This is a genomic window from Streptomyces sp. NBC_00390 (assembly GCF_036057275.1).
In the GTDB taxonomy this organism is placed as follows: domain Bacteria; phylum Actinomycetota; class Actinomycetes; order Streptomycetales; family Streptomycetaceae; genus Streptomyces.
In genome coordinates this window covers 5751511-5771196 of record NZ_CP107945.1, presented here as the reverse complement: position 1 = coordinate 5771196, position 19686 = coordinate 5751511, and the positions used below count along the sequence as shown (strand labels likewise).

The window sequence follows — 19686 nt, the reverse complement described above, 5'->3', positions numbered from 1 at the left end:
CGTGGCCGTGACCCCGGTCGGCCGGGCCGGGTCCCGCACCGCCCGGCCCGGCCTCTCGTCCCACCGCCCGGCCGGGTCTCCCACGTCCCGGCCGGCGGCCGGGCCCCAGTCCTACCGCCTGGCCCTCTCCACCCAGTCGCCGCCCTCGATCGTCCGGCCCCGGTCCCGCAGTTCGCGCGCGACACCCTCCGCGGCGACATACACCCAGGCCCGTACCGCCGTGCCGTCCTCGCCGATGACCTCGCGCGCCACCCGCTCGTACAGATTGCGCGGGTGGCCCGGTTCGATGAACTCCTCCAAGTGGTCGAGCACAACGAGCAGCTCCCGGTACTCCCCCGGCGCCGCCGTCACCACCTCGCCGGCGACCGTGCCACCGCCGGGGTCCTCGACGGCGTACGGATAACCCGGCCCGTCGTACAGCAGCGCGCCCGGCAGGGTCGCGGGCTTCTCGGCGGCCGTGCGGCCGTGCAGGACGGCGTCGTGGTTGTGCTGACCGGGGCGCAGCGTGCCGTAGACGAAGAACGGGAGCTCCACGGCGGTCATCGCGCGGCGGTCTCCGCCCGGACCCAGGCCGTGTACGCCGCGGAGCCGCGTACCACCGGCGTGGCGATGATCTCGGGCGTGTCGTAGTCGTGGGCCGCGATCAGATGGGCTTCGAGCGCGTCGTAGCCCTCCGGGGTGGTCTTGAAGAGGATCTGCCACTCCTCGGCGGTCTCGATCGCGTTCTGCCAGTGGTAGACCGACGTGACGGGCGCGGAGATCTGCGCGCAGGCCGCCAGCCGCGCCTCCACCGCGCCCTGGGCCAGTTCATGCGCCTTCTGCGCGCTGTCGGTGGTGGTCAGGACGGCCAGCAGCGCCGGCGGGGCGGGCGGTCGGTCCACGGCTGGGACTCCTTCGTGGTGATCGGCGGATGCCGGGCCGGGCAGGGCCCACGACGCCACCGTACGCAGGCCCCGGCCGGACGCCGCCCCCGGTGCGGCGAGCGTGCCCGGCCGGCGCCGACGGCACGGGCGAGGCGCCCGCGTCACCCATTCGGTTCGGCCGGTGTCCCATGCCACCCGATCAGCCGCGCACCAGGCATTGACCTGCAAAAACGCCTTCTGTCCAGTGCGACACGCCATATCCACCAGGTGAATCTGATGGCTCATCAGCAGGCGCGACGGGCAGGTCGGCCCTTACCTCGGAAGAGGACGGCCCACCGCCCCACCCGCTTTCCGGAGGACTCCATGCGCAGCACGTCCCGCCTGCTCCCCGTCATAGCCCTGGCTCTCGGCTGGACAGGCATCGGCGCCTTGGCTGCACACGCAGGGGACCGGGACGCGCTGGAGGTGTTCCCGTCACCGGCGAAGCCCGGAACGACGATCACCGTGAACACCACGGCGTGCGGCAAGGACGACCACGGGAAGAAGGACGACCGCGGGAACGACGACCGCGAGAAGGACGACCGCGAGAAGGACGACCGCGAGAAGGACGACCGCGGGAACGACGACCAAGCGAAGGACGACCGCGAGAAGAGCGACCGCGAGAAGGACGACAAGGCGAAGAACGACCGCGGGAAGGGTGACCGAGGCACAGGCGACGCGCGGTCGCTCGACGCGGGCGTGTTCCCGCTGCGGGCCGCCACCCACAAGGAGGTCTCGGTGGGCCAGTTCACGGTCCCCGACCACACCGACCCGGGCACCTACGAGATCAAGGTGCGCTGCAAGAACGGCAACAAGGCCAGTGGCGACCTGGAGGTGCGTGAGCACAGCAGGCCGAGCGGCCATGTCAGTACGGGCGTCGGTGGCAGCGTCGGCCCGGACACCACCCAGATCGCGGCGGGCGTGGCAGTGCTGGCCGCGTCCGCCGCCGGCGGGACACTGCTCCTGCGCCGTCGGGCGAGCGGCGCGCAGGACAGCTGACGGGCCGGTTCCACCGCCCGCACCGCCGAATCCCCCGCTCCCGTCCGGCCGATGACCGACGGGGGCGGGGCCTTTCCCCGGCGCCCGGATGCGCCCGGGCGCCCGATCCGCCCCGGCGCCCGGGCCCGGCCCTGGAGGCCGGGGATTCCCGGAGCCCGGAGGAAGGCGGAGAGGTGATGACGCGCAAGGGCAAGGGGTGGTGCATAGCGGTCGGCGTCTGCGTCGGCCTGTGGCTCGTGCACAGCGGCATGCAGGGCATCACTCCGCCGATGCCGTCGGCGGCCGAGGCGTTCGCGGCCGGGCCGCGGATCCACACGGACGCCGCCGCCGACCCGCTGCCGCCGTCCGCACCGCTGCGCCTGCGCATCCCGGAGATCGACGTCGACGCCCCGGTCATGCGGCTCGGGCTGAACCGGAACGGCAGCCTGGCGGTGCCGCCCGCCGAGAACCGCAATCTGGCCGGCTGGTACGAGGACGGCACGGCGCCGGGCGCCAAGGGCACGGCGATCATGGCCGGCCATGTCGACAACGCGAAGGGGCCGGCCGTCCTCTACAACCTCGGCGCGCTGAAGAAGGGCCACCGGATCGAGGTGGCCCGCAGGGACGGGCGGACCGCGGTGTTCACGATCGACGCCATCGAGGTGTACGAGGCCGACGCCTTTCCGGACGAGAGGGTCTACGGGCCGAGCGCACGCGCCGAGCTGCGGCTGATCACCTGCGGCGGCGGATTCACGAAGGGGACCGGCTACCGGGGCAACGTGGTGGCGTACGGGCACCTGATCGGAGTGCGCGGGAACGGCACCGCCCAGAAACAGTAGCCATGGATATAGTATCCATGTACCGTATTTGCCATGAGCATGGAACCGAAGGGCCCTACGCCCGGCTATCTGGTCTGGCGGCTGTCGACGAAGTGGCGCGTCGCCGTCGACCGGGCCCTCGCACCTCTGGGGCTGACCCACGCGCAGTACACCCTGCTCGCCTCTCTGTACGGCATGCAGCGCTCCGGGCACAGCCCCAGCCAGCGCCGGCTGGCCGACCACACCGGTCTCGAGCCGCTGTACGTCTCCAAGCTGGCCCGCACCCTGGAATCCGCGGGACTTCTGCGGCGCACGCCCGACCCGGCCGACACCCGGGCGGTACAGCTCTCGCTCACCCCTGAGGGCAGGGAGACCGCCGGGCGGGCCATCACGGTCACCCACGAACTGCTCGACCGCCTGCTCGCCCCGCTCGGCGGACTGCACACCGAGCGCACCGAAGCGCTCACCCGCGAGCTGAGGCTGCTGCTCGACGCACCCCTCGACGCACCACCCGGCTCGCCCACGACACCGACTTCCACTTCGTCCGAGGAGTAACCATGTCCACCACCCCGACACTCAACAGCCAGATCGTCGGCCGGGCACACTACGCGACGCGGGCCCTGCTCGACCGCGAACTGGCCCGTACCGGCAATACGTTCTTCCAGTCCATGGCCCTGAACGCGACCGTGAGCGAGGGCGGCACCGCCGACGTGGACGCGATCGTGCACCGTCTGACGTCGACCCTGAAGTTCGACGAGGCGACGGCGCTCGCCACCGTGGCCGAGCTGACCGGTGCCGGGCTGCTCGAGCCGGCCGAGGGCGAGGCGAGCCGCGTCACCCTCACCGAGCCGGGCCGCGCCTTCCAGGCCCGGATCGCGGCGCTCGGCGCCGAGCTGGGCGCACGGGTCTACGGCGACATCCCGGAACACGAACAGGCGATCGCCGCGCGGGTCCTGACCGAGATCACCGCACGGGCCGAGACGGTCTTCGCCGAGACGGCGAACGGCTATGCCTCCTGACCGGGACCGGCCGGCGCCCCCGGGTCAGTGGGTGCGCAGCAGCCCGGGCAGTGCCCGCATGTCGTCGAAGACCACCGTGCCCTGACCCTCGAGCCGGTGCGCCGGGGTGAGTCCTCCGCAGTAGCCGAAGGCACGCATCCCGGCGGCCCGGGCGGCCTGCACTCCGTACGCACTGTCCTCGACCACCGCGCACCGCTGCGGCTCCACCCCCATGGAGCGGGCGGCAAACAGGAAGAGATCGGGCGCGGGCTTGCCCCTCGCCACATCGGCCGCACTGAAGATGCGTCCCTCGAAGTGGGCGCTCAGTCCGGTGATCTTCAGGCTGCTCCGGATGCCGTCATGGTGGCCGTTCGACGCCACGCAGACGGCGGCGGTCAGGCCGGCCAAGGCTTCCACGATGCCGTCGACGGCGGTCAGTTCGGCGGCGAAGGCGGCGTCGTAGAGGTGCTCGTACCGCAGCTGCCAGCCCTTCTCCAGGCGGCGTCCGAGCCGCTCCTCCACAGCGGCCGTGTAGACCTCCGTGGAGGAGCCCACGAAATTCTCGATGATTTCGGCCTCGGTGAACGAGATCCCCAGATCCGCCATGATCAACGCGTCCACCCTGACGCAGATCCGTTCGCTGTCCACGAGCACGCCGTCACAGTCGAAGATCACCAGTTCAACGCTTTCCCGGGTCATCGCGGCAGCCTATGCGCCGCCCGGACAAGGGAGTTGGGTGGCCCCACCGCGCTGGGCGCTCGCGGTGGGGCGTCCCCTCCGGCACCGGCGGGCAGCAAGCTGCAGCGGTGTGACCGACGCCCGTGCCCGCGCGCGGCCCCTAAGCCGTCCACTGGTCGAAGCCCAGCTTCGCGACCAGCGAGAACACGACGACCAGCAGAACCCCGCGGACGAACTCGCTGCCCTTGCTCAGGGCCATCCGGGCGCCGATCATCCCGCCCGCCAGATTGAATACGGCCATCAGCGCGGCCGGCTGCCACAGCACCGTTCCCTGGTACGCGAACATCGCCAGCGCGCCGGCGTTCGTGCACACGTTGACGATCTTGGCGGTGGCGGACGCGGTCACCAGATCGAGGTGGAGCACCGCGGTGAGCGCCAGGACCAGGAAGGTGCCGGTGCCCGGCCCGAACAGACCGTCGTAGAAGCCGATCCCACCACCGACCAGGACCACCGCCATGGCGGCACGGGTCCGGCCCACTCGCCGCCGGCCGGCGTCCGTCGCGGTGCCGAACGAAGGGCGCAGCATCACGAACGCGGCGACAGCGAGCAGCACCACCATGATCACGGGCCGCAGCACGTCGCTGCTGATCCCCGCCGCGAAGAACGCACCGCCCATCGAGCCGGCGAGAGCGGCCAGGCCGATCCGTACGGCGGTCCTCACCTGGACCGGGGTCTTGCGCACGTAGGTGACGGCGGCGCCCGTGGTACCGACGATGGCGACCGCCTTGTTGGTGCCGAGGATGTGGGCGGCGGAGGCGTGCGGCATTCCGAGCAGCAGGGCGGGCAGGAGCAGCAGTCCACCGCCGCCGACCACCGCGTCGATCCAGCCGGCCACCAGGGCGGCGAGGCACAGGAAGACGAGTGTGGTCAGTGATATGTCGGGCACGACCGCGACCCTACGGACGGGATACATGCCCAGTCCAACGACCTGCCGAGTCTTGAGCGTCCCCTGAGGTTCGTGGGGCCTGTCGCCGCACGGCCGGCGGGCGCCGGCCTCACAGGCCGGGCAGGGATGCGCTGAGGGCAAGGTTCCCCGTGGGAAACAGAAGGGAACCTGACGGGTAACACCGACGCCGCACGCTGCATGCATGACTTCGGAGATCGTGGTGATCGGCGGCGGGACGGCAGGTGCGCGACTCGCGCGCCAGCTGGGCGCGGGCGTTCGCGTCACCGTCCTCGGGGAGGAGCCGCACGCCCCGTACAACCGGGTGCTTCTCGCGGAGGTCCTCGCGGGGCGCTACGGCCCCGAGGTGATCGCACTGCCCGAGGTACCGGTGCGGCGCGGCGTGCGCGCAGCGTCCATCGACCGTGAGCGGCGCCTGGTGCACTGCGCGGACGGCACCCCGGTGCCGTACGACCGGCTGGTCCTGGCGACCGGATCGAACCCGGTGCTGCCGCCGCTGCGCGGCATCGGACCGGGGCTTCCGGAGGGCGTTCACCCCTTCCGCACCCTCGACGACTGCGCCGCGCTCTCCGCGGCCGTGGTCCCCGGAGTCCGGGCGGTCGTGGTCGGCGGCGGGCTGCTCGGTGTGTCCGCCGCCCGCGCGCTCGCATCCCGTGGCGCGAAGGTCGTGCTGGCCCAGCAGGGCGAGCACCTCATGGAGCGCCAGCTGGACGTCTCCGCGTCCGCTCTGCTGCGCACGCATGTGGAGGCACTCGGCGTCGAGGTGCACACCGAGTGCCGGGTGCGCGGGCTGCGCACCACCCCCGAGGGGGCGGTCAGCGCCGTGGTGCTCGCCGACGGCTACCCGCTGGACGCCGAGATCGTGGTCCTGGCCTGCGGGGTGCGCCCCCGGGTCGGCCTCGCGGTGGACGCGGGTCTCACGGTGCGGCGCGGCATCGTCGTCGACGACGAGCTGCGCACCTCGGACCCGTACATCCACGCCATCGGCGACTGCGCCGAACACGACGGGGTCGTCCACGGTCTCGCCGGCCCCGCCCTGGAACAGGCGGACGTTCTCGCGTCCCTCCTGAACGCCGAGGCCACGGACGGCGCCGCACCCCGCTATACCGGGACCCGGGCACTGACCCGGCTCACGCTGACCGCACCCGCACCGGCCGCCGAGAGCGCCCGGCATCCGCACACCGAGGCCGGACCGCTCGATCTGGCCGCTTTCGGCGACCCGACCCCCCGGCCGGGGGACGACGTCGTCCAGCTCACCGACGCCACCCGTGGCGCGTACCGCAAGGTCGTCGTCCGCGGGGACCGGCTCGTCGGCGGGGTACTGCTCGGGGATCTCGCCTCAGTCGGCGCGCTCGCCCGGGCCTGGGAGGGCGACGAGGCCCTGCCCGACTCCGTGCCCCTGCTGCACCTGCTCACGAATGATGGAGGCCTCTGACATGCCTGCGAAGTCCACCCCCACGATCGTGGTCGTCGGCCACGGCATGGTCGGCCAGCGATTCCTGGAGGCCCTCGCGGAGCGGGGGGTCACCGAGCGGGCGCGCGTCGTCGTGCTGTGCGAGGAGCCCCGGCCGGCCTACGACCGGGTCAAGCTCACCTCGTACTTCTCCGGGAACACTCCCGACGACCTGTCCATGGTCGAGGACGGCTTCATGGAGCGGCACGGCATCGAGCTGCACCTGGACGACCCGGCCGAGGCCGTCGACACCGCGGCCCGAACGGTCACCTCGCGGGCCGGCCTGACGATCGCGTACGACACTCTGGTGCTGGCCACCGGCTCGTACCCGTTCGTGCCGCCGGTGCCGGGCAAGGACTCCGAGGGCTGTTTCGTCTACCGCACGATCGAGGACCTGCTCGCGATCGAGGAGTACGCGAAGACGGCGCGCGTCGGCGCGGTCGTCGGCGGCGGACTGCTCGGCCTGGAGGCGGCGGGCGCGCTCAAGGGCCTGGGGCTCGAGACCCACATCGTGGAGTTCGCTCCGCGGCTGATGCCCGTGCAGGTGGACGAGGGCGGCGGCGCGGCGCTGTTGCGCACCATCGAGAACATGGGGCTGAGCGTCCACACCGGCGTCGGCACCCAGGAGGTCACCGCCGACGAGAGCGGCACCGTGAACGGCATGGCCCTGTCGGACGGTTCGGTGCTCCCCACCGACCTGGTCGTCTTCTCCGCGGGTGTACGGCCCCGGGACCAGCTGGCCCGCGACGCGGGCCTGGCCGTGGGCGAGCGCGGCGGCATCGTCGTCGACGAGCAGTGCCGCACCTCGGACCCGGCCGTGTTCGCGATCGGCGAGTGCGCGCTGGCTTCGGACGGCCGCGTGTACGGACTGGTCGCGCCCGGCTACGAGATGGCCGAGACGGCGGCCGCGGCGCTGGAGGGCGACGTGTCGTCCTTCACCGGCGCCGACACCTCCACCAAGCTGAAGCTGCTCGGCGTCGACGTGGCCTCCTTCGGTGACGCCCACGGTGCGGCCGAGGGCTGCCTCGACGTGGTCTACTCCGACTCCCGCGCGGGCGTCTACAAGAAGCTGGTCGTCGGCCCCGGCGGCGAGCTGCTCGGCGGCATCCTGGTCGGCGACGCCGAGGCGTACGGCACGCTGCGCGCCTTCACCGGTGCGGTGCCGCCCGTCTCCCCCGAACAGCTGGTACTGCCCGCCGGCGCCGGTGCTCCCGTCGCGCTCGGTCCCGCCGCGCTGCCCGACGAGGCGGTCATCTGCTCCTGCCACAACGTCACCAAGGGCGCGATCCGCGGCGCGGTCACAGGGCACTCCTGCACGACCGTGCCCGAGGTGAAGAAGTGCACCAAGGCCGGTACGGGCTGCGGCAGTTGCGTCAAGGTGCTGGGCCAGCTGGTCAACGCCGAGCTGGAGGCGTCGGGCGTCGAGGTCGACAAGGGCCTGTGCGGCTGCTTCGGCCAGACCCGCCAGGAGCTGTACGAGATCGTCCGAGCGCTGCGCATCACCTCCTACCAGGAGCTGCTGGACAGGCACGGGCGCGAGGCGGCCCGCGGCGGCAACGGCTGCGAGATCTGCAAGCCGACCGTCGGCTCGATCATCGCCTCGCTCGCGCCCACGATCGGCGCCTCCGGATATGTGCTGGAGGGCGAGCAGGCCGCGCTGCAGGACACCAACGACCACTTCCTCGCCAACATGCAGAAGAACGGCTCGTACTCGATCGTGCCGCGCATCCCGGGTGGCGAGATCACCCCCGAAAAGCTCATCGTGATCGGTGAGGTGGCCCGCGACTACGGCCTCTACACCAAGATCACCGGCGGCCAGCGGATCGACCTGTTCGGTGCGCGCGTCGACCAGTTGCCGCAGATCTGGGCCCGTCTGGTGGACGCCGGCTTCGAGTCCGGGCACGCGTACGGCAAGGCGCTGCGGACCGTGAAGTCCTGTGTGGGGCAGACCTGGTGCCGCTACGGCGTGCAGGACTCGGTCCGCATGGCGATCGACCTCGAGCTGCGCTACCGGGGTCTGCGCTCGCCGCACAAGCTGAAGTCGGCGGTCTCCGGCTGCCAGCGCGAGTGCGCGGAGGCGCAGTCCAAGGACTTCGGCGTGATCGCGACCGTGGGCGGCTGGAACCTGTACGTCGGCGGCAACGGCGGCGCGACCCCGCGCCACGCCGATCTGCTCGCGCAGGACCTGTCCGACGCCGAACTGATCCGCCTGATCGACCGGTTCCTGATGTTCTACATCCGTACCGCCGACCGGCTGGAGCGCACCTCGACCTGGCTGGAGCGGATCGAGGGCGGCCTCGACCACATCCGCGACGTGGTGGTGAACGACTCTCTGGGCATCTGCGCCGAACTGGAGGCGCTGATGGCCGACCACGTCGCCAACTACCGCGACGAGTGGTCCGAGACCATCAACGACCCCGAGCGGCTGCGCCGGTTCGTCTCCTTCGTCAACGCGCCCGACGTGCCGGACCCCACGGTCAAGTTCGTGCCCGAGCGCGACCAGGTCAAGCCCGACCTGCCGCTGCTGTCCATCCGTCCGCTGGAAGAAGCCCTGGAAGGTACTGCCGTCCGATGACGATCGCCCCTGAGAAGACGGATACGCACATCCAGCTCCGCCTGGACGAGGACTGGCTGGCGGTGTGCTCGCTGTCCCAGCTCACCCGGGGCCGCGGGGTCGCGGTCCTGCTGCCCGGCGGCCGGCAGGCCGCGGTGTTCCTGGACCGTGACGGCACGCCGTACGCCATCGACAACCGCGACCCGTTCGGCGGGGCCCAGGTCCTGTCGCGGGGACTGCTCGGCTCGGCCGCCGGCCGCCCGTTCGTCGCCTCGCCGCTGCTCAAGCAGCGCTTCGACCTGGAGACCGGGCGCTGCCTGGACGACGAGTCGGTGACGGTGGCGGTGTACGACGTGCGGCTGCACTGAGCCTGCACACCCATCCGACTCCGCTCACGCGCCGTCTGTCTCTGCCCTGACTCTTCGCGGCGCGTGAGCGGCACCATCTGTGGCCCGGCCGGGCGGGCGTTCGTAGGCTGGACGGGGACACGCCCCGTCCAGGAAGCGGAGGCCCTGCCATGACGGCCTGGCATGCCGGAGACATCCCCGACCAGCGCGGCCGCGTCGCGGTGGTCACGGGAGCCAACAGCGGGATCGGCCTGGTCACGGCCCGGGAACTGGCCCGGCGCGGGGCCAGGGTGATCCTCGCGTGCCGCAGCGAGGAGCGCGGCACGCACGCGCTGGACCGTATCGCCGCCGACGCACCGGACGCCCTGGTGGAGGTCGGCGCGCTGGATCTGGCCGATCTGGCTTCGGTACGGCGCTTCGCGGACCGGTATCCGTACGACAGGCTCGATCTGCTGATCAACAACGCCGGGGTGATGGCCCTGCCGTACGGCAGGACGGCCGACGGCTTCGAGCGGCAGTTCGGCGTCAACCACCTGGGGCACTTCGCGCTCACCGGACTGCTGCTGCCGAAGCTGCTGGACACCCCGGGAGCACGGGTGATCAGCGTCTCCAGCGTGGCGCACACGCTCGCCAACCTCGACATCGGCGACCTCAACAGCGAGCGCGGATACCGCCGCTGGATCGCCTACGCCCGCTCCAAGACGGCGAATCTGCTGTTCGTGCACGAGCTGGCGCGCAGGCTCGCGGCGGCGGGCTCGGACGTGGTGGCCGCCGCGGCCCACCCCGGCTATGCGGCGACCAACCTCCAGACCGCCGGCCCGAAGATGGAGGGCCGCAGGGCGGCCGTCCGGATCATGGAGTTCGGCAACCGGCTCCTCGCTCAGCCCGCCGAGTCCGGCGCGCTGCCGACGCTGTACGCGGCGACGGCTGCCGGCGTGGAGCCCGACTCGTTCACCGGACCGCGCCTGCTCGGCTGGCGCGGCGGGCCGGCCCCGTCCATCCGGGCCGGCTGGACCAGGAACGACGTGGCGGGCGAACGGCTGTGGGCGGCCTCGGAGCAGCTCACCGGAGTGACGTACGGGGGTCTGGCGAGCCCGGAGCCCGGCACCGGGGCCCTGCCGGGCTGAGGGCCTGCGTCACCGCCCCTCGGCCATCGCCTTCCTCGCCGCGTCCTCGTCCATCCACATGACCTCCCAGTTGTGGTGGTCGGGGTCCTGGAAGGACCGCTCGTACATGAACCCGTAGTCGTGGGGGTCGTTGGCGGCCGTGCCGCCGGCGGCCAGGGCGGCGTCCACGAGCTCGTCGACCTTCTCGCGGCTCTCCGCGCTCAGACAGAGGATGACCTCGGTCGAGGTGGCGGCGTTCGTGATCTCCTTCCCGGTGAACTCCTTGAACTTCGGCTCGGTGAGCAGCATCGCGAAGATGGTGTCGCTGATGATCAGGCTGGCGGCGTTCTCGTCGGAGAAGTCCGGGTCGAAGGAGTAGCCCAGCTCGGTCCAGAAGGCCTTGCTGGTCTCCAGGTCGCGCACGGGCAGGTTCACGAAGATCATCTGGGGCATGGCTGCCTCTCTCATCCGTAAGGGGTGCTGTGCAGTGCGTTCCATGTGATGGACGGGGAGCGCGGACCATACTCATCGCTGTCCCGGGAAATATTTCTCCGCAGCGGCGCAGCAGCTGCCCAGGCGCGCCGGGCACGAGCCGGGCACCGAGCATCACGGAGAACGACGATGGCCGACATCCGCAGCCTCAAGGACGCCGTGGCGGACCTCGTCCACGACGGCGACACCCTTGCCCTGGAGGGCTTCACCCATCTGGTCCCGTTCGCCGCCGCGCACGAGGTCATCCGCCAGGGCATCACCGATCTCACTCTCGCCAGGATGACCCCGGACGTCGTCCACGACCAGCTGATCGGCGCGGGACTGGTGAGGAAGCTGATCTTCTCCTGGGGCGGCAGCCCTGGCGCCGGCTCGCTGCACCGGTTCCGGGACGCGGTCGAGAACGGCTGGCCGCGCCCGCTGGAGCTGGACGAGCACAGCCACGCGGGCATGGCGAACCGCTATGTGGCGGGAGCGTCCGGACTGCCCTTCGCGGTGCTGCGCGGCTACCGGGGCTCGGGGACCGCCGCCGGATCGGACACGATCGCCGGCATCACATGCCCTTTCACCGGCGGGGAGTTGACGGCTGTGGCGGCGCTCAACCCGGATGTCACGATCATCCACGCCCAGCAGGCCGACCGGTCGGGTGCGGTGCAGCTGTGGGGTCCGACCGGGGTGCAGAAGGAGGCCGTGCTGGCGGCGAGCCGCGTACTGGTGACGGTGGAGGAGACCGTCGGTGAACTGACGCCGCGGCCGGGCGCGGTGGTGCTGCCCTCCTGGGTGGTCCATGCGGTGTGCGTGGTGCCGGGCGGCGCCCGTCCGTCGTACGCCGCCGGGTACGGGCAGCGCGACAACGCCTTCCACCGGGCCTGGGACCCGATCTCCCGGGACCGGGCGGCGTTCACCGCATGGCTCGCGGACCTCAACGGCTGAGCGAGCGCGCGAGGCTCCGGATCCGGCCACAATGGAACTGGTGTTGAGCGGGATTCATCTGGACGTCACTGTGACGCCGGTGGTTCAAGCGACCGGCCTGGACGTGCGGGTGCGCCACATCGATGCAGGTGACAGAGGCGCGTACGGAGCGGGATCCGGCTGCCGTGGGCGGACCCGAGGCCGCCGGACCCCACGGTCGTCACCGCACGCACATGGCTGAATGCAGTCGACGTCTCTGCTTCATCGGTTGTTGACGTGCCGTCAACTCGTGCCTCCTAGGTTCCGGAAGCGCGCGACCCCATGGCGCCGGCCGGTGCCACGGGGCGGTCACCACCCTCCTGGAGTGACAAGTGGAACGACGCAGTTTCCTGCGCGGAGCGGTCATCGGCACATCGGCCGCCGCCTTCGGCGGCACCCTGTGGCAGGGCGCCGCGACGGCGGCCCCGGCACAGCCCGGCCCCGGCCCGTACGGTGCGCTCGGCGCGGCCGACGCCAACGGCATCCAGCTGCCCAGCGGCTTCACCAGCCGGGTGATCGCCCGGTCCGGCCAGGTGGTCTCCGGCACCTCCTACACGTGGCACAACGCCCCCGACGGCGGCGCCTGTTTCGTCGACGGCTCCGGCTGGATCTACGTGTCCAACTCGGAGATCAACCCCGGTGGCGGCGCAAGCGCCGTCAGGTTCAACTCCTCCGGCACCGTCACCGGCGCCTACCGCATCCTGTCCAACACCCGGCAGAACTGCGCCGGTGGCGCCACTCCGTGGAACACCTGGCTGTCGTGCGAGGAGGTCAGCCTCGGCTACGTCTACGAGACCAACCCGTTCGGAGGCGCCGCCACGCGCCGCGACGCCATGGGCAGGTTCAAGCACGAGGCGGCGGCCGCCGACCCGGTGCGCCAGGTGATCTATCTGACCGAGGACGAGACCAGCGGCTGCTTCTACCGCTTCATCCCCAGCACCTGGGGGAACCTCTCCTCGGGGACCCTCCAGGTCCTCAAGGCCGGCACCGCCACCTCCGGCTCCTTCACCTGGCAGACCGTCCCCGACCCGGACGGCTCCCCGACCGCGACCCGCAACCAGGTGTCCGGTTCGAAGAAGTTCAACGGCGGCGAGGGCTGCCACTACGCCAACGACACGGTCTGGTTCACCACCAAGGGCGACAACCGGCTGTGGCAGCTCAATCTGGCGAGCAGCACCTATGAGCTGGCCTACGACGACTCGCTCGTCGTGGGCGGCGGCGCGCCGCTGACCGGTCTCGACAATGTCACCGGCTCCTCGTCCGGCGATCTGTTCGTCGCGGAGGACGGCGGCAACATGGAGATCTGCATCATCACGCCGGACGACGTGGTCGCGCCGTTCCTGCGGATCAGCGGCCAGTCGGCATCGGAGATCACCGGTCCGGCCTTCTCGCCGAACGGGCAGCGGCTGTACTTCTCCAGCCAGCGCGGCACGAGCGGCAGCTCGTCCGGCGGCATCACCTACGAAGTGACCGGTCCGTTCCGGGCGTAGGCCATGGCCTGAGGGGTGGCGCCGCCGCGCAGCAGGGCGGCGCCCAGCGGAGTGAGCGTGTGCAGTACCGCGTTGCCGTGGCGCAGGGTCACCACGAGCCCGGCCTCGCGAAGGACGGCGGCGTGCTGGCTCGCGGAGGCCAGGGACACCCCTGCCCTGCGGGCCAGCTCGCTGGTCGTACAGCCGTCGCGGATGGACTGGAGCACCGCGGAGCGGGTGTGGCCGACCAGGCGGCCGAGCGAGGGGGCCACGGCGTCGCCGAAGGCGGGCTCGCAGCCGTGGGACACCGGATAGACCAGTACAGGCGGCAGCGCGCTGTCGCGGTAGACCACCGGGGTACCGCGGCAGAAGAACGAGGGCTGGAGCAGCAGCCCCCGTCCGTCCAGGCGCAGTTCGCGGTCGACCGGGTAGTCGGCCTCCAGCACCGGGGCACGCCAGCGCAGCACCGGCGGCAGTGAGGCGAGCAGCTCCTCCGCACCGCCGTCGAGCAGCGCCCGTCCCCGCACCGCCCGGTCCGCCTCCACCCTGGCCTGGACATGCGGCCAGTACGGCTCGACCGCGGCCTTCCAGTAGGCGCGCAGCGCCCCGACGAGCCGGGCGAGCGGCTCGCTGCGGCCCTCGGCGAGCGCGACGAGCCGGCTGGGCAGCACGCGCAGCGCGGAGCGGTGGGCGGCCGCGAGGGCCAGCTCGGTGTGCAGCCGCGCGGGTGGTGTGGCACGCAGGGCCTCCAGACCCGCGTCGAGCCCGTCGCGGGTCTCGGGCGGAGTCAGAAAGTCCGGGAAATATCCGTGCTGCGGAACCAGCGCGGCCAGCAGCCGTGTTTCACCTTTCAACCGGGTGCGGGCTTCGGAGCGCCATTCCCCGAACACCAGGGCACCCCGCCGGTCACGCAATCGGTGAAAACTGAGAATCGATTCCCACAACGCGTCCGGCCTGGCCGCCATCCTGACTCTGGCCAAGTCGTCCGCATTGAAATGAATACGAAGCACCGAACCCCCACTGTTGCATCCGCAATCGCCCCCGCCACTGAGTATGCATGCAGTCACGGGACGTTACCACGGTGTTTCAGCCACAGTTGAAAGCCCTCGCGGGCCTCGGGGGGCAACCGAAAAGCTGTACGACGTCGAGCACGAAACCTTCTGTCACCGAAGTGACGCAGCGAGGACCGTGGGGGGCTTTGCGCGTCCGGCGGCGGTGGCGGAGGTTGCGGCTCCGTGTTCGGCACGGGTAATGGGGCGTGGCTCGCGGGTGGGGATCCGCGGGCCGCGTCCCGCCCCATTCTTTGCGCAGTGAATGGCAGAAATTCGATTGCTGTTAAAGGTACGTGTCGGATCCATTGCTGGTCCGCGATTCAACGGCGGACCGACCACCCGGTAAATCCCGGCCCCGAGGCCGGGAACAGCCGCCGCGGCCGGCCGTAGGCGACCGAAGTCGGCCGAAGCCGGCCGTACGAGAGCATGCGGAAGGGGCGGGCGCCCCGCACAAGGCGCCCGCCCCTTCCTGTTTCGTGCTCCGGAGCCGTCACCGGGTCACCGGGTCACCGGTGAGGGTCAGGTGGTACCGGGTCCCGGAGGACAGGCCCCGGAGCCCTGCGACGGCTCCGGCGTCCTACCGGGAGTCGCTGCCGCTCGACTGGGCCGCGGCGCGGCCCGCCTCCAGGCGCGCCACCGGGATGCGGAACGGCGAGCAGGAGACGTAGTCCAAGCCCACCTCGTGGAAGAAGTGCACCGACTCCGGGTCACCGCCGTGCTCACCGCACACGCCGAGCTTGAGGTCGGGCCGGGTCGCCCGGCCGGCCGCCACCGCGTTGCGGACCAGCGAGCCGACGCCGTCCTTGTCGATGGTCTCGAACGGGCTGACGCCGAAGATGCCCTTCTCCAGGTACGCCGTGAAGAAGCTCGCCTCCACGTCGTCGCGGGAGAAGCCCCACACGGTCTGGGTCAGGTCGTTCGTGCCGAAGGAGAAGAACTCCGCGGCCTCCGCGATCTGTCCGGCGGTCAGTGCGGCGCGCGGCAGCTCGATCATCGTGCCGAGCGCGAGCTTCAGCTCCACACCCGTCGCCGCCTGGACCTCGGCGATGACCTGCTCGGCCTCGTCGCGGACGATCTCCAGCTCCTGCACGGTGCCGACCAGCGGGATCATGATCTCGGCCCGCGGGTCGCCCTTGGCCTCGATGCGCTGCGCCACGGCCTCCGCGATCGCCCGCACCTGCATGGTGAACAGGCCCGGGATGACCAGTCCGAGGCGCACGCCGCGCAGACCCAGCATCGGGTTCTGCTCGTGGAGCCGGTGGACGGCCTGCAGCAGGCGCAGGTCGTTCTCGTGCGGGTCCTTGCGGGCCTCGGCGAGCGCGACGCGCACCGACAGCTCGGTGATGTCGGGCAGGAACTCGTGCAGCGGCGGGTCGAGCAGACGGACCGTCACCGGGAGGCCGTCCATCGCCTCGAACAGCTCGACGAAGTCCTTCTTCTGCAGCGGCAGCAGGTTCTTCAGCGCGTCCTCGCGCTCGTCGTCCGTGTCGGCGAGGATCAGCTTCTCGACCATCTCGCGGCGCTCACCGAGGAACATGTGCTCGGTGCGGCACAGGCCGATGCCCTGCGCGCCGAACCGCCGTGCGCGCAGCGCGTCCTCGGCGTTGTCGGCGTTCGCCCGTACGCGCAGCCGGCGTACCCGGTCCGCGTAGGCCATGATCCGGTGCACCGCGGCGACGAGCTCGTCGGCGTCGTCGGCGCCCGCGTGCATCCGGCCCTCGAAGTACTCGACGACCGGGGAGGGCACGACCGGCACCTCTCCGAGGTAGACCTTGCCGGTGGAGCCGTCGATGGAGACGACGTCGCCCTCCTCGACGACGGTGCCGTTGACCGTCATCCGGCGGCGCTTGGTGTCGACCTCGAGGTCCTCGGCGCCGCAGACACAGGTCTTGCCCATGCCCCGGGCGACGACCGCGGCGTGTGAGGTCTTGCCGCCGCGCGAGGTCAGGATGCCCTCGGCCGCGATCATGCCGTCCAGGTCGTCCGGGTTGGTCTCACGGCGGATCAGGATGACCTTCTCGCCGGAGCGCGACCACTTGACGGCCGTGTACGAGTCGAAGACCGCCTTGCCGACCGCGGCGCCCGGGGACGCGGCGATACCGCGGCCCAGCAGCTCCGTCCTGGCCTTGTCGTCGAAGCGCGGGAACATCAGCTGCGCCAGCTGCGCGCCGTTGACGCGCTGCAGCGCCTCGGCCTCGTCGATCAGGCCCTGGTCCACGAGCTGGGTGGCGATGCGGAAGGCGGCACCGGCGGTGCGCTTGCCGACGCGGGTCTGCAGCATCCACAGCTGGCCGCGCTCGATGGTGAACTCGATGTCGCACAGGTCCTTGTAGTGCGTCTCGAGGGTCTCCATGATCTGCATCAGCTGGTCGTACGACTTCTTGTCGATCTTCTCGAGATCGGCGAGCGGCACGGTGTTGCGGATACCGGCGACGACGTCCTCGCCCTGGGCGTTCTGCAGGTAGTCGCCGTAGACGCCCTGGTGACCGGAGGCGGGGTCGCGGGTGAAGGCGACACCGGTGCCGGAGTCCGGGCCGAGGTTGCCGAAGACCATGGAGCACACGTTGACGGCCGTGCCCAGGTCGCCGGGGATGCGCTCCTGGCGGCGGTAGAGCTTGGCGCGGTCGGTGTTCCAGGAGTCGAAGACCGCGTGGATGGCAAGATCCATCTGCTCGCGCGGGTCCTGCGGGAAGTCGCGTCCGGCCTCGGTCTTGACGATCTTCTTGAACTGCTTGACCAGCTTCTTGAGATCGGCCGCGTCGAGGTCGGTGTCGACGGTGACCTTCTTGGTCTCCTTGGCCGCTTCGAGGGCCTCCTCGAAGAGCTCGCCGTCGACGCCCAGCACGGTCTTGCCGAACATCTGGATCAGACGGCGGTAGGAGTCCCACGCGAAGCGCTCGTCGCCGGCCTGCGTGGCGAGCCCGTTCACGGACTCGTCGGAGAGGCCGATGTTGAGGACGGTGTCCATCATGCCGGGCATCGAGAACTTCGCGCCCGACCGTACGGATACCAGCAGCGGGTCGTCGGCCTGGCCGAGCTTCTTGCCCATCGCCTGCTCGAGGGCGTCGAGGTGAGCGGTGACCTCGTCGCGCAGCGCGGTGGGCTCCTGGCCGCTTTCGAGGTAGACCTTGCACGCCTCGGTGGTGATCGTGAAGCCGGGAGGGACGGGAAGGCCGAGGTTGGTCATCTCGGCGAGGTTCGCACCCTTACCGCCGAGCAGGTCCTTGAGGTCCTTGTTGCCCTCGGTGAAGTCGTAGACGAACTTCTGATCTTTGTTTTCCGACACGGGTCTCGACTCCTCGAGGACTCGGTGGCTGCCCTGACGGCGAGGAACATACCCAGATCGAAGGCACCTGGGTACGTCCACTTGCGCGTCATACGGCCTTAACCACTCGTCCGCCACCAGATCACAGGTGACCGCAGTCCGCACCTGGAACGGGTTTTCCGTTCACCCTCCGAAGGCCACTTGACCGAACAGTGGCCATACGCGCTCATGTGAGCGACTTTGGCGGCAAGTGAGTTCAGGAGTTGAACACTCAACGGGTGGCACTGAGTGCCACCCTTTGAGAGGTGCACTGACCCTCGATCCGCTCATCTGAGCACCTCCCCTATCAAGGGTGGCGAGAATCACGCCGCAGGCGCGGGCCGAATTCCAGCATCCGGTACATGATCCTGACTCATCCGCCCGACGTGTCCAGTTCCGCGTCCACGCTGACAGCCGCGCAGTCGTACGGGTCCTTCAGCCAGCCGTCCGGCAGCACGACACGGTTGTTCCCCGACGTACGCCCCCGCGGCCCGTCCGCGCCCACCGGCCACGGCTGGCCCAGATCGAGCTCGCTCAGCTGAGCGGCCAGCTCGTCCAGCGACGAGGTGACCGCCAGCTTCTTGCGCATCTCCGAACCGACCGAGAAGCCCTTGAGATACCAGGCCACATGCTTACGGAAGTCGATCACTCCCCGCGTCTCGTCGCCGATCCATTCCCCCAGCAGCCGGGCATGACGCACCATGGCGTCGGCGACCTGGCGCAGCGAGGGACTCGCGCCGTGTCCGTCAGCGGCACCGCCGGGGGCGCCCTGGCCCTCGAAGGCGGCGACCAGATCCTGGAACAGCCATGGCCGCCCCAGACAGCCGCGCCCCACGACCACACCGTCGCAGCCCGTCTCGCGCACCATCCGCAGCGCGTCACCGGCCGACCAGATGTCGCCGTTCCCGAGCACCGGAATCTCCGGGACGTGTTCCTTCAGGCGCGCGATGGCGTCCCAGTCCGCACTGCCGCCGTAGTGCTGCGCCGCCGTGCGCCCATGGAGCGCGATCGCCGTGACACCCTCCTCGACCGCGATCCGGCCCGCGTCGAGATAGGTGATGTGATCGTCGTCGATGCCCTTGCGCATCTTCATCGTGACCGGCAGACCGCCCGCGTTCGAGACCGCTTCGTTCAGGATCGCGCGCAGCAGCGGCCGCTTGTAAGGGAGCGCGGAACCGCCCCCCTTGCGGGTCACCTTGGGCACCGGGCAGCCGAAGTTCAGGTCGATGTGGTCGGCCAGGTCCTCGTCCGCGATCATGCGCACGGCCTTGCCGACGGTGGCCGGGTCCACTCCGTACAGCTGGATCGAGCGCGAAGTCTCGGTCGCGTCGAAGTGGATGAGGTGCATCGTCTTCTCGTTGCGCTCGACCAGCGCCCGCGTGGTGATCATCTCGCTGACGAACAGCCCCTTGCCCCCGCTGTACTCGCGGCACAAGGTACGGAACGGCGCATTGGTGATGCCGGCCATGGGCGCGAGCACCACCGGCGGCTGCACCGTGTGGGGGCCGATCTTCAGCGTCGGGGACGCCGGGGCCGTGGCAGGTGCAGCCGGCACAGCGGGCTGGGCGAGCGTGGTCGACGGGGCAGACGTGGTCATCCGCCCATTGTCGCGCACTCGCCGCG

Annotated in this window: 17 protein-coding genes and 1 pseudogene; 10 read left to right on the top strand and 8 right to left on the bottom strand. The window is 70.8% G+C overall.

Annotated features, from left to right (window positions below; all coding sequences use genetic code 11):
• Positions 1-111 precede the first annotated feature (111 nt).
• Together OHS70_RS25390 and cutA are read right to left on the bottom strand one after the other, a co-directional pair.
• Positions 112-543 (bottom strand): gamma-glutamylcyclotransferase family protein, encoded by a 432-nt coding sequence (locus OHS70_RS25390; RefSeq protein ID WP_328400855.1) that lies wholly within the window; start codon positions 541-543, stop codon positions 112-114.
• The gene (cutA, locus tag OHS70_RS25385) at positions 540-881 is read right to left on the bottom strand and encodes a divalent-cation tolerance protein CutA (protein ID WP_328400853.1); all 342 of its coding nucleotides are present in this window, start codon (positions 879-881) and stop codon (positions 540-542) included. Before cutA ends, OHS70_RS25390 begins: the two co-directional genes overlap by 4 nt.
• 672 nt (positions 882-1553) lie before the next feature.
• Here cutA and OHS70_RS39120 point away from each other — a divergent pair.
• The 4 genes and pseudogenes from OHS70_RS39120 to OHS70_RS25365 form a co-directional block, all read left to right on the top strand.
• Positions 1554-1901, top strand: a pseudogene (locus tag OHS70_RS39120) (hypothetical protein); the annotation flags it as partial.
• Positions 1902-2077: 176 nt separating this feature from the next.
• Entirely contained in the window at positions 2078-2719 is a 642-nt protein-coding gene (locus OHS70_RS25375) for a class F sortase (protein ID WP_328400849.1), read from the top strand.
• Positions 2720-2752: 33 nt separating this feature from the next.
• The gene (locus tag OHS70_RS25370; RefSeq protein WP_328400847.1) at positions 2753-3253 is read left to right on the top strand and encodes a MarR family winged helix-turn-helix transcriptional regulator; all 501 of its coding nucleotides are present in this window, start codon (positions 2753-2755) and stop codon (positions 3251-3253) included.
• Positions 3254-3255: 2 nt separating this feature from the next.
• A complete protein-coding gene (locus OHS70_RS25365; RefSeq protein WP_328400845.1) occupies positions 3256-3717 on the top strand; it encodes a hypothetical protein in 462 nt (153 codons plus the stop codon).
• A gap of 24 nt (positions 3718-3741) precedes the next feature.
• Here the strand turns inward: OHS70_RS25365 and OHS70_RS25360 are convergent, their stop codons facing one another.
• Both OHS70_RS25360 and OHS70_RS25355 read right to left on the bottom strand, forming a co-directional pair.
• On the bottom strand, positions 3742-4395 hold the full coding sequence (locus tag OHS70_RS25360; protein WP_328400843.1) for an HAD family hydrolase: 654 nt from the start codon (positions 4393-4395) through the stop codon (positions 3742-3744).
• Between the two features lie 139 nt (positions 4396-4534).
• Positions 4535-5320: a sulfite exporter TauE/SafE family protein gene (locus OHS70_RS25355; protein WP_328400841.1), complete on the bottom strand. Its 786-nt coding sequence runs from the start codon at positions 5318-5320 to the stop codon at positions 4535-4537.
• A gap of 202 nt (positions 5321-5522) precedes the next feature.
• Between OHS70_RS25355 and OHS70_RS25350 the strand changes: the two genes are divergently transcribed.
• From OHS70_RS25350 to OHS70_RS25335, 4 genes are all read left to right on the top strand, one after another.
• Positions 5523-6773: an NAD(P)/FAD-dependent oxidoreductase gene (locus OHS70_RS25350; protein ID WP_328400839.1), complete on the top strand. Its 1251-nt coding sequence runs from the start codon at positions 5523-5525 to the stop codon at positions 6771-6773.
• 1 nt (position 6774) lies between these two features.
• Positions 6775-9366 (top strand): nitrite reductase large subunit NirB, encoded by a 2592-nt coding sequence (gene nirB / locus OHS70_RS25345; protein WP_328400837.1) that lies wholly within the window; start codon positions 6775-6777, stop codon positions 9364-9366.
• Positions 9363-9713 carry a nitrite reductase small subunit NirD gene (nirD, locus tag OHS70_RS25340; protein ID WP_328400835.1) on the top strand — a complete coding sequence of 117 codons (351 nt, stop codon included), beginning with the start codon at positions 9363-9365 and terminating at the stop codon, positions 9711-9713. The genes nirB and nirD overlap by 4 nt, the downstream gene beginning before the upstream one ends.
• A 149-nt stretch (positions 9714-9862) precedes the next feature.
• Positions 9863-10819, top strand: a complete 957-nt coding sequence (locus OHS70_RS25335) for an oxidoreductase (RefSeq protein WP_328400833.1) — start codon at positions 9863-9865, stop codon at positions 10817-10819.
• 9 nt (positions 10820-10828) lie between these two features.
• Here the strand turns inward: OHS70_RS25335 and OHS70_RS25330 are convergent, their stop codons facing one another.
• On the bottom strand, positions 10829-11251 hold the full coding sequence (locus OHS70_RS25330) for a VOC family protein (RefSeq protein ID WP_328400831.1): 423 nt from the start codon (positions 11249-11251) through the stop codon (positions 10829-10831).
• 168 nt (positions 11252-11419) lie between these two features.
• Here OHS70_RS25330 and OHS70_RS25325 point away from each other — a divergent pair, with 168 nt between their 5' ends.
• Together OHS70_RS25325 and OHS70_RS25320 are read left to right on the top strand one after the other, a co-directional pair.
• A complete protein-coding gene (locus tag OHS70_RS25325; RefSeq protein ID WP_328400829.1) occupies positions 11420-12220 on the top strand; it encodes a CoA transferase subunit A in 801 nt (266 codons plus the stop codon).
• Positions 12221-12570: 350 nt separating this feature from the next.
• Positions 12571-13728 carry an alkaline phosphatase PhoX gene (locus OHS70_RS25320; RefSeq protein ID WP_328400827.1) on the top strand — a complete coding sequence of 386 codons (1158 nt, stop codon included), beginning with the start codon at positions 12571-12573 and terminating at the stop codon, positions 13726-13728.
• Here OHS70_RS25320 and OHS70_RS25315 read toward each other — a convergent pair.
• The 3 genes from OHS70_RS25315 to dusB all read right to left on the bottom strand — a co-directional run bounded on the left by OHS70_RS25315 (position 13698) and on the right by dusB (position 19660).
• Positions 13698-14717: an ArsR/SmtB family transcription factor gene (locus OHS70_RS25315; protein ID WP_328400825.1), complete on the bottom strand. Its 1020-nt coding sequence runs from the start codon at positions 14715-14717 to the stop codon at positions 13698-13700. The genes OHS70_RS25320 and OHS70_RS25315 overlap by 31 nt on opposite strands.
• A 619-nt stretch (positions 14718-15336) precedes the next feature.
• Complete coding sequence (gene ppdK / locus OHS70_RS25310) at positions 15337-18045, bottom strand: pyruvate, phosphate dikinase (protein WP_328400822.1); 2709 nt, start codon at positions 18043-18045, stop codon at positions 15337-15339.
• 391 nt (positions 18046-18436) lie between these two features.
• Positions 18437-19660, bottom strand: a complete 1224-nt coding sequence (gene dusB / locus OHS70_RS25305) for a tRNA dihydrouridine synthase DusB (protein ID WP_328400820.1) — start codon at positions 19658-19660, stop codon at positions 18437-18439.
• Between the last annotated feature and the right edge of the window lie 26 nt (positions 19661-19686).

Bases quoted from the DNA above. Each gene is read 5' to 3' on its own strand.
- OHS70_RS25365 (WP_328400845.1), top strand. From the start codon at position 3,256: ATGTCCACCACCCCGACACTCAACAGCCAGATCGTCGGCCGGGCACAC.
- OHS70_RS25390 (WP_328400855.1), bottom strand. From the start codon at position 543: ATGACCGCCGTGGAGCTCCCGTTCTTCGTCTACGGCACGCTGCGCCCC.
- OHS70_RS25375 (WP_328400849.1), top strand. From the start codon at position 2,078: ATGACGCGCAAGGGCAAGGGGTGGTGCATAGCGGTCGGCGTCTGCGTC.
- OHS70_RS25330 (WP_328400831.1), bottom strand. From the start codon at position 11,251: ATGCCCCAGATGATCTTCGTGAACCTGCCCGTGCGCGACCTGGAGACC.
- OHS70_RS25370 (WP_328400847.1), top strand. From the start codon at position 2,753: ATGAGCATGGAACCGAAGGGCCCTACGCCCGGCTATCTGGTCTGGCGG.
- OHS70_RS25335 (WP_328400833.1), top strand. From the start codon at position 9,863: ATGACGGCCTGGCATGCCGGAGACATCCCCGACCAGCGCGGCCGCGTC.
- OHS70_RS25360 (WP_328400843.1), bottom strand. From the start codon at position 4,395: ATGACCCGGGAAAGCGTTGAACTGGTGATCTTCGACTGTGACGGCGTG.
- OHS70_RS25350 (WP_328400839.1), top strand. From the start codon at position 5,523: ATGACTTCGGAGATCGTGGTGATCGGCGGCGGGACGGCAGGTGCGCGA.
- nirD (WP_328400835.1), top strand. From the start codon at position 9,363: ATGACGATCGCCCCTGAGAAGACGGATACGCACATCCAGCTCCGCCTG.
- nirB (WP_328400837.1), top strand. From the start codon at position 6,775: ATGCCTGCGAAGTCCACCCCCACGATCGTGGTCGTCGGCCACGGCATG.
- OHS70_RS25325 (WP_328400829.1), top strand. From the start codon at position 11,420: ATGGCCGACATCCGCAGCCTCAAGGACGCCGTGGCGGACCTCGTCCAC.
- dusB (WP_328400820.1), bottom strand. From the start codon at position 19,660: ATGACCACGTCTGCCCCGTCGACCACGCTCGCCCAGCCCGCTGTGCCG.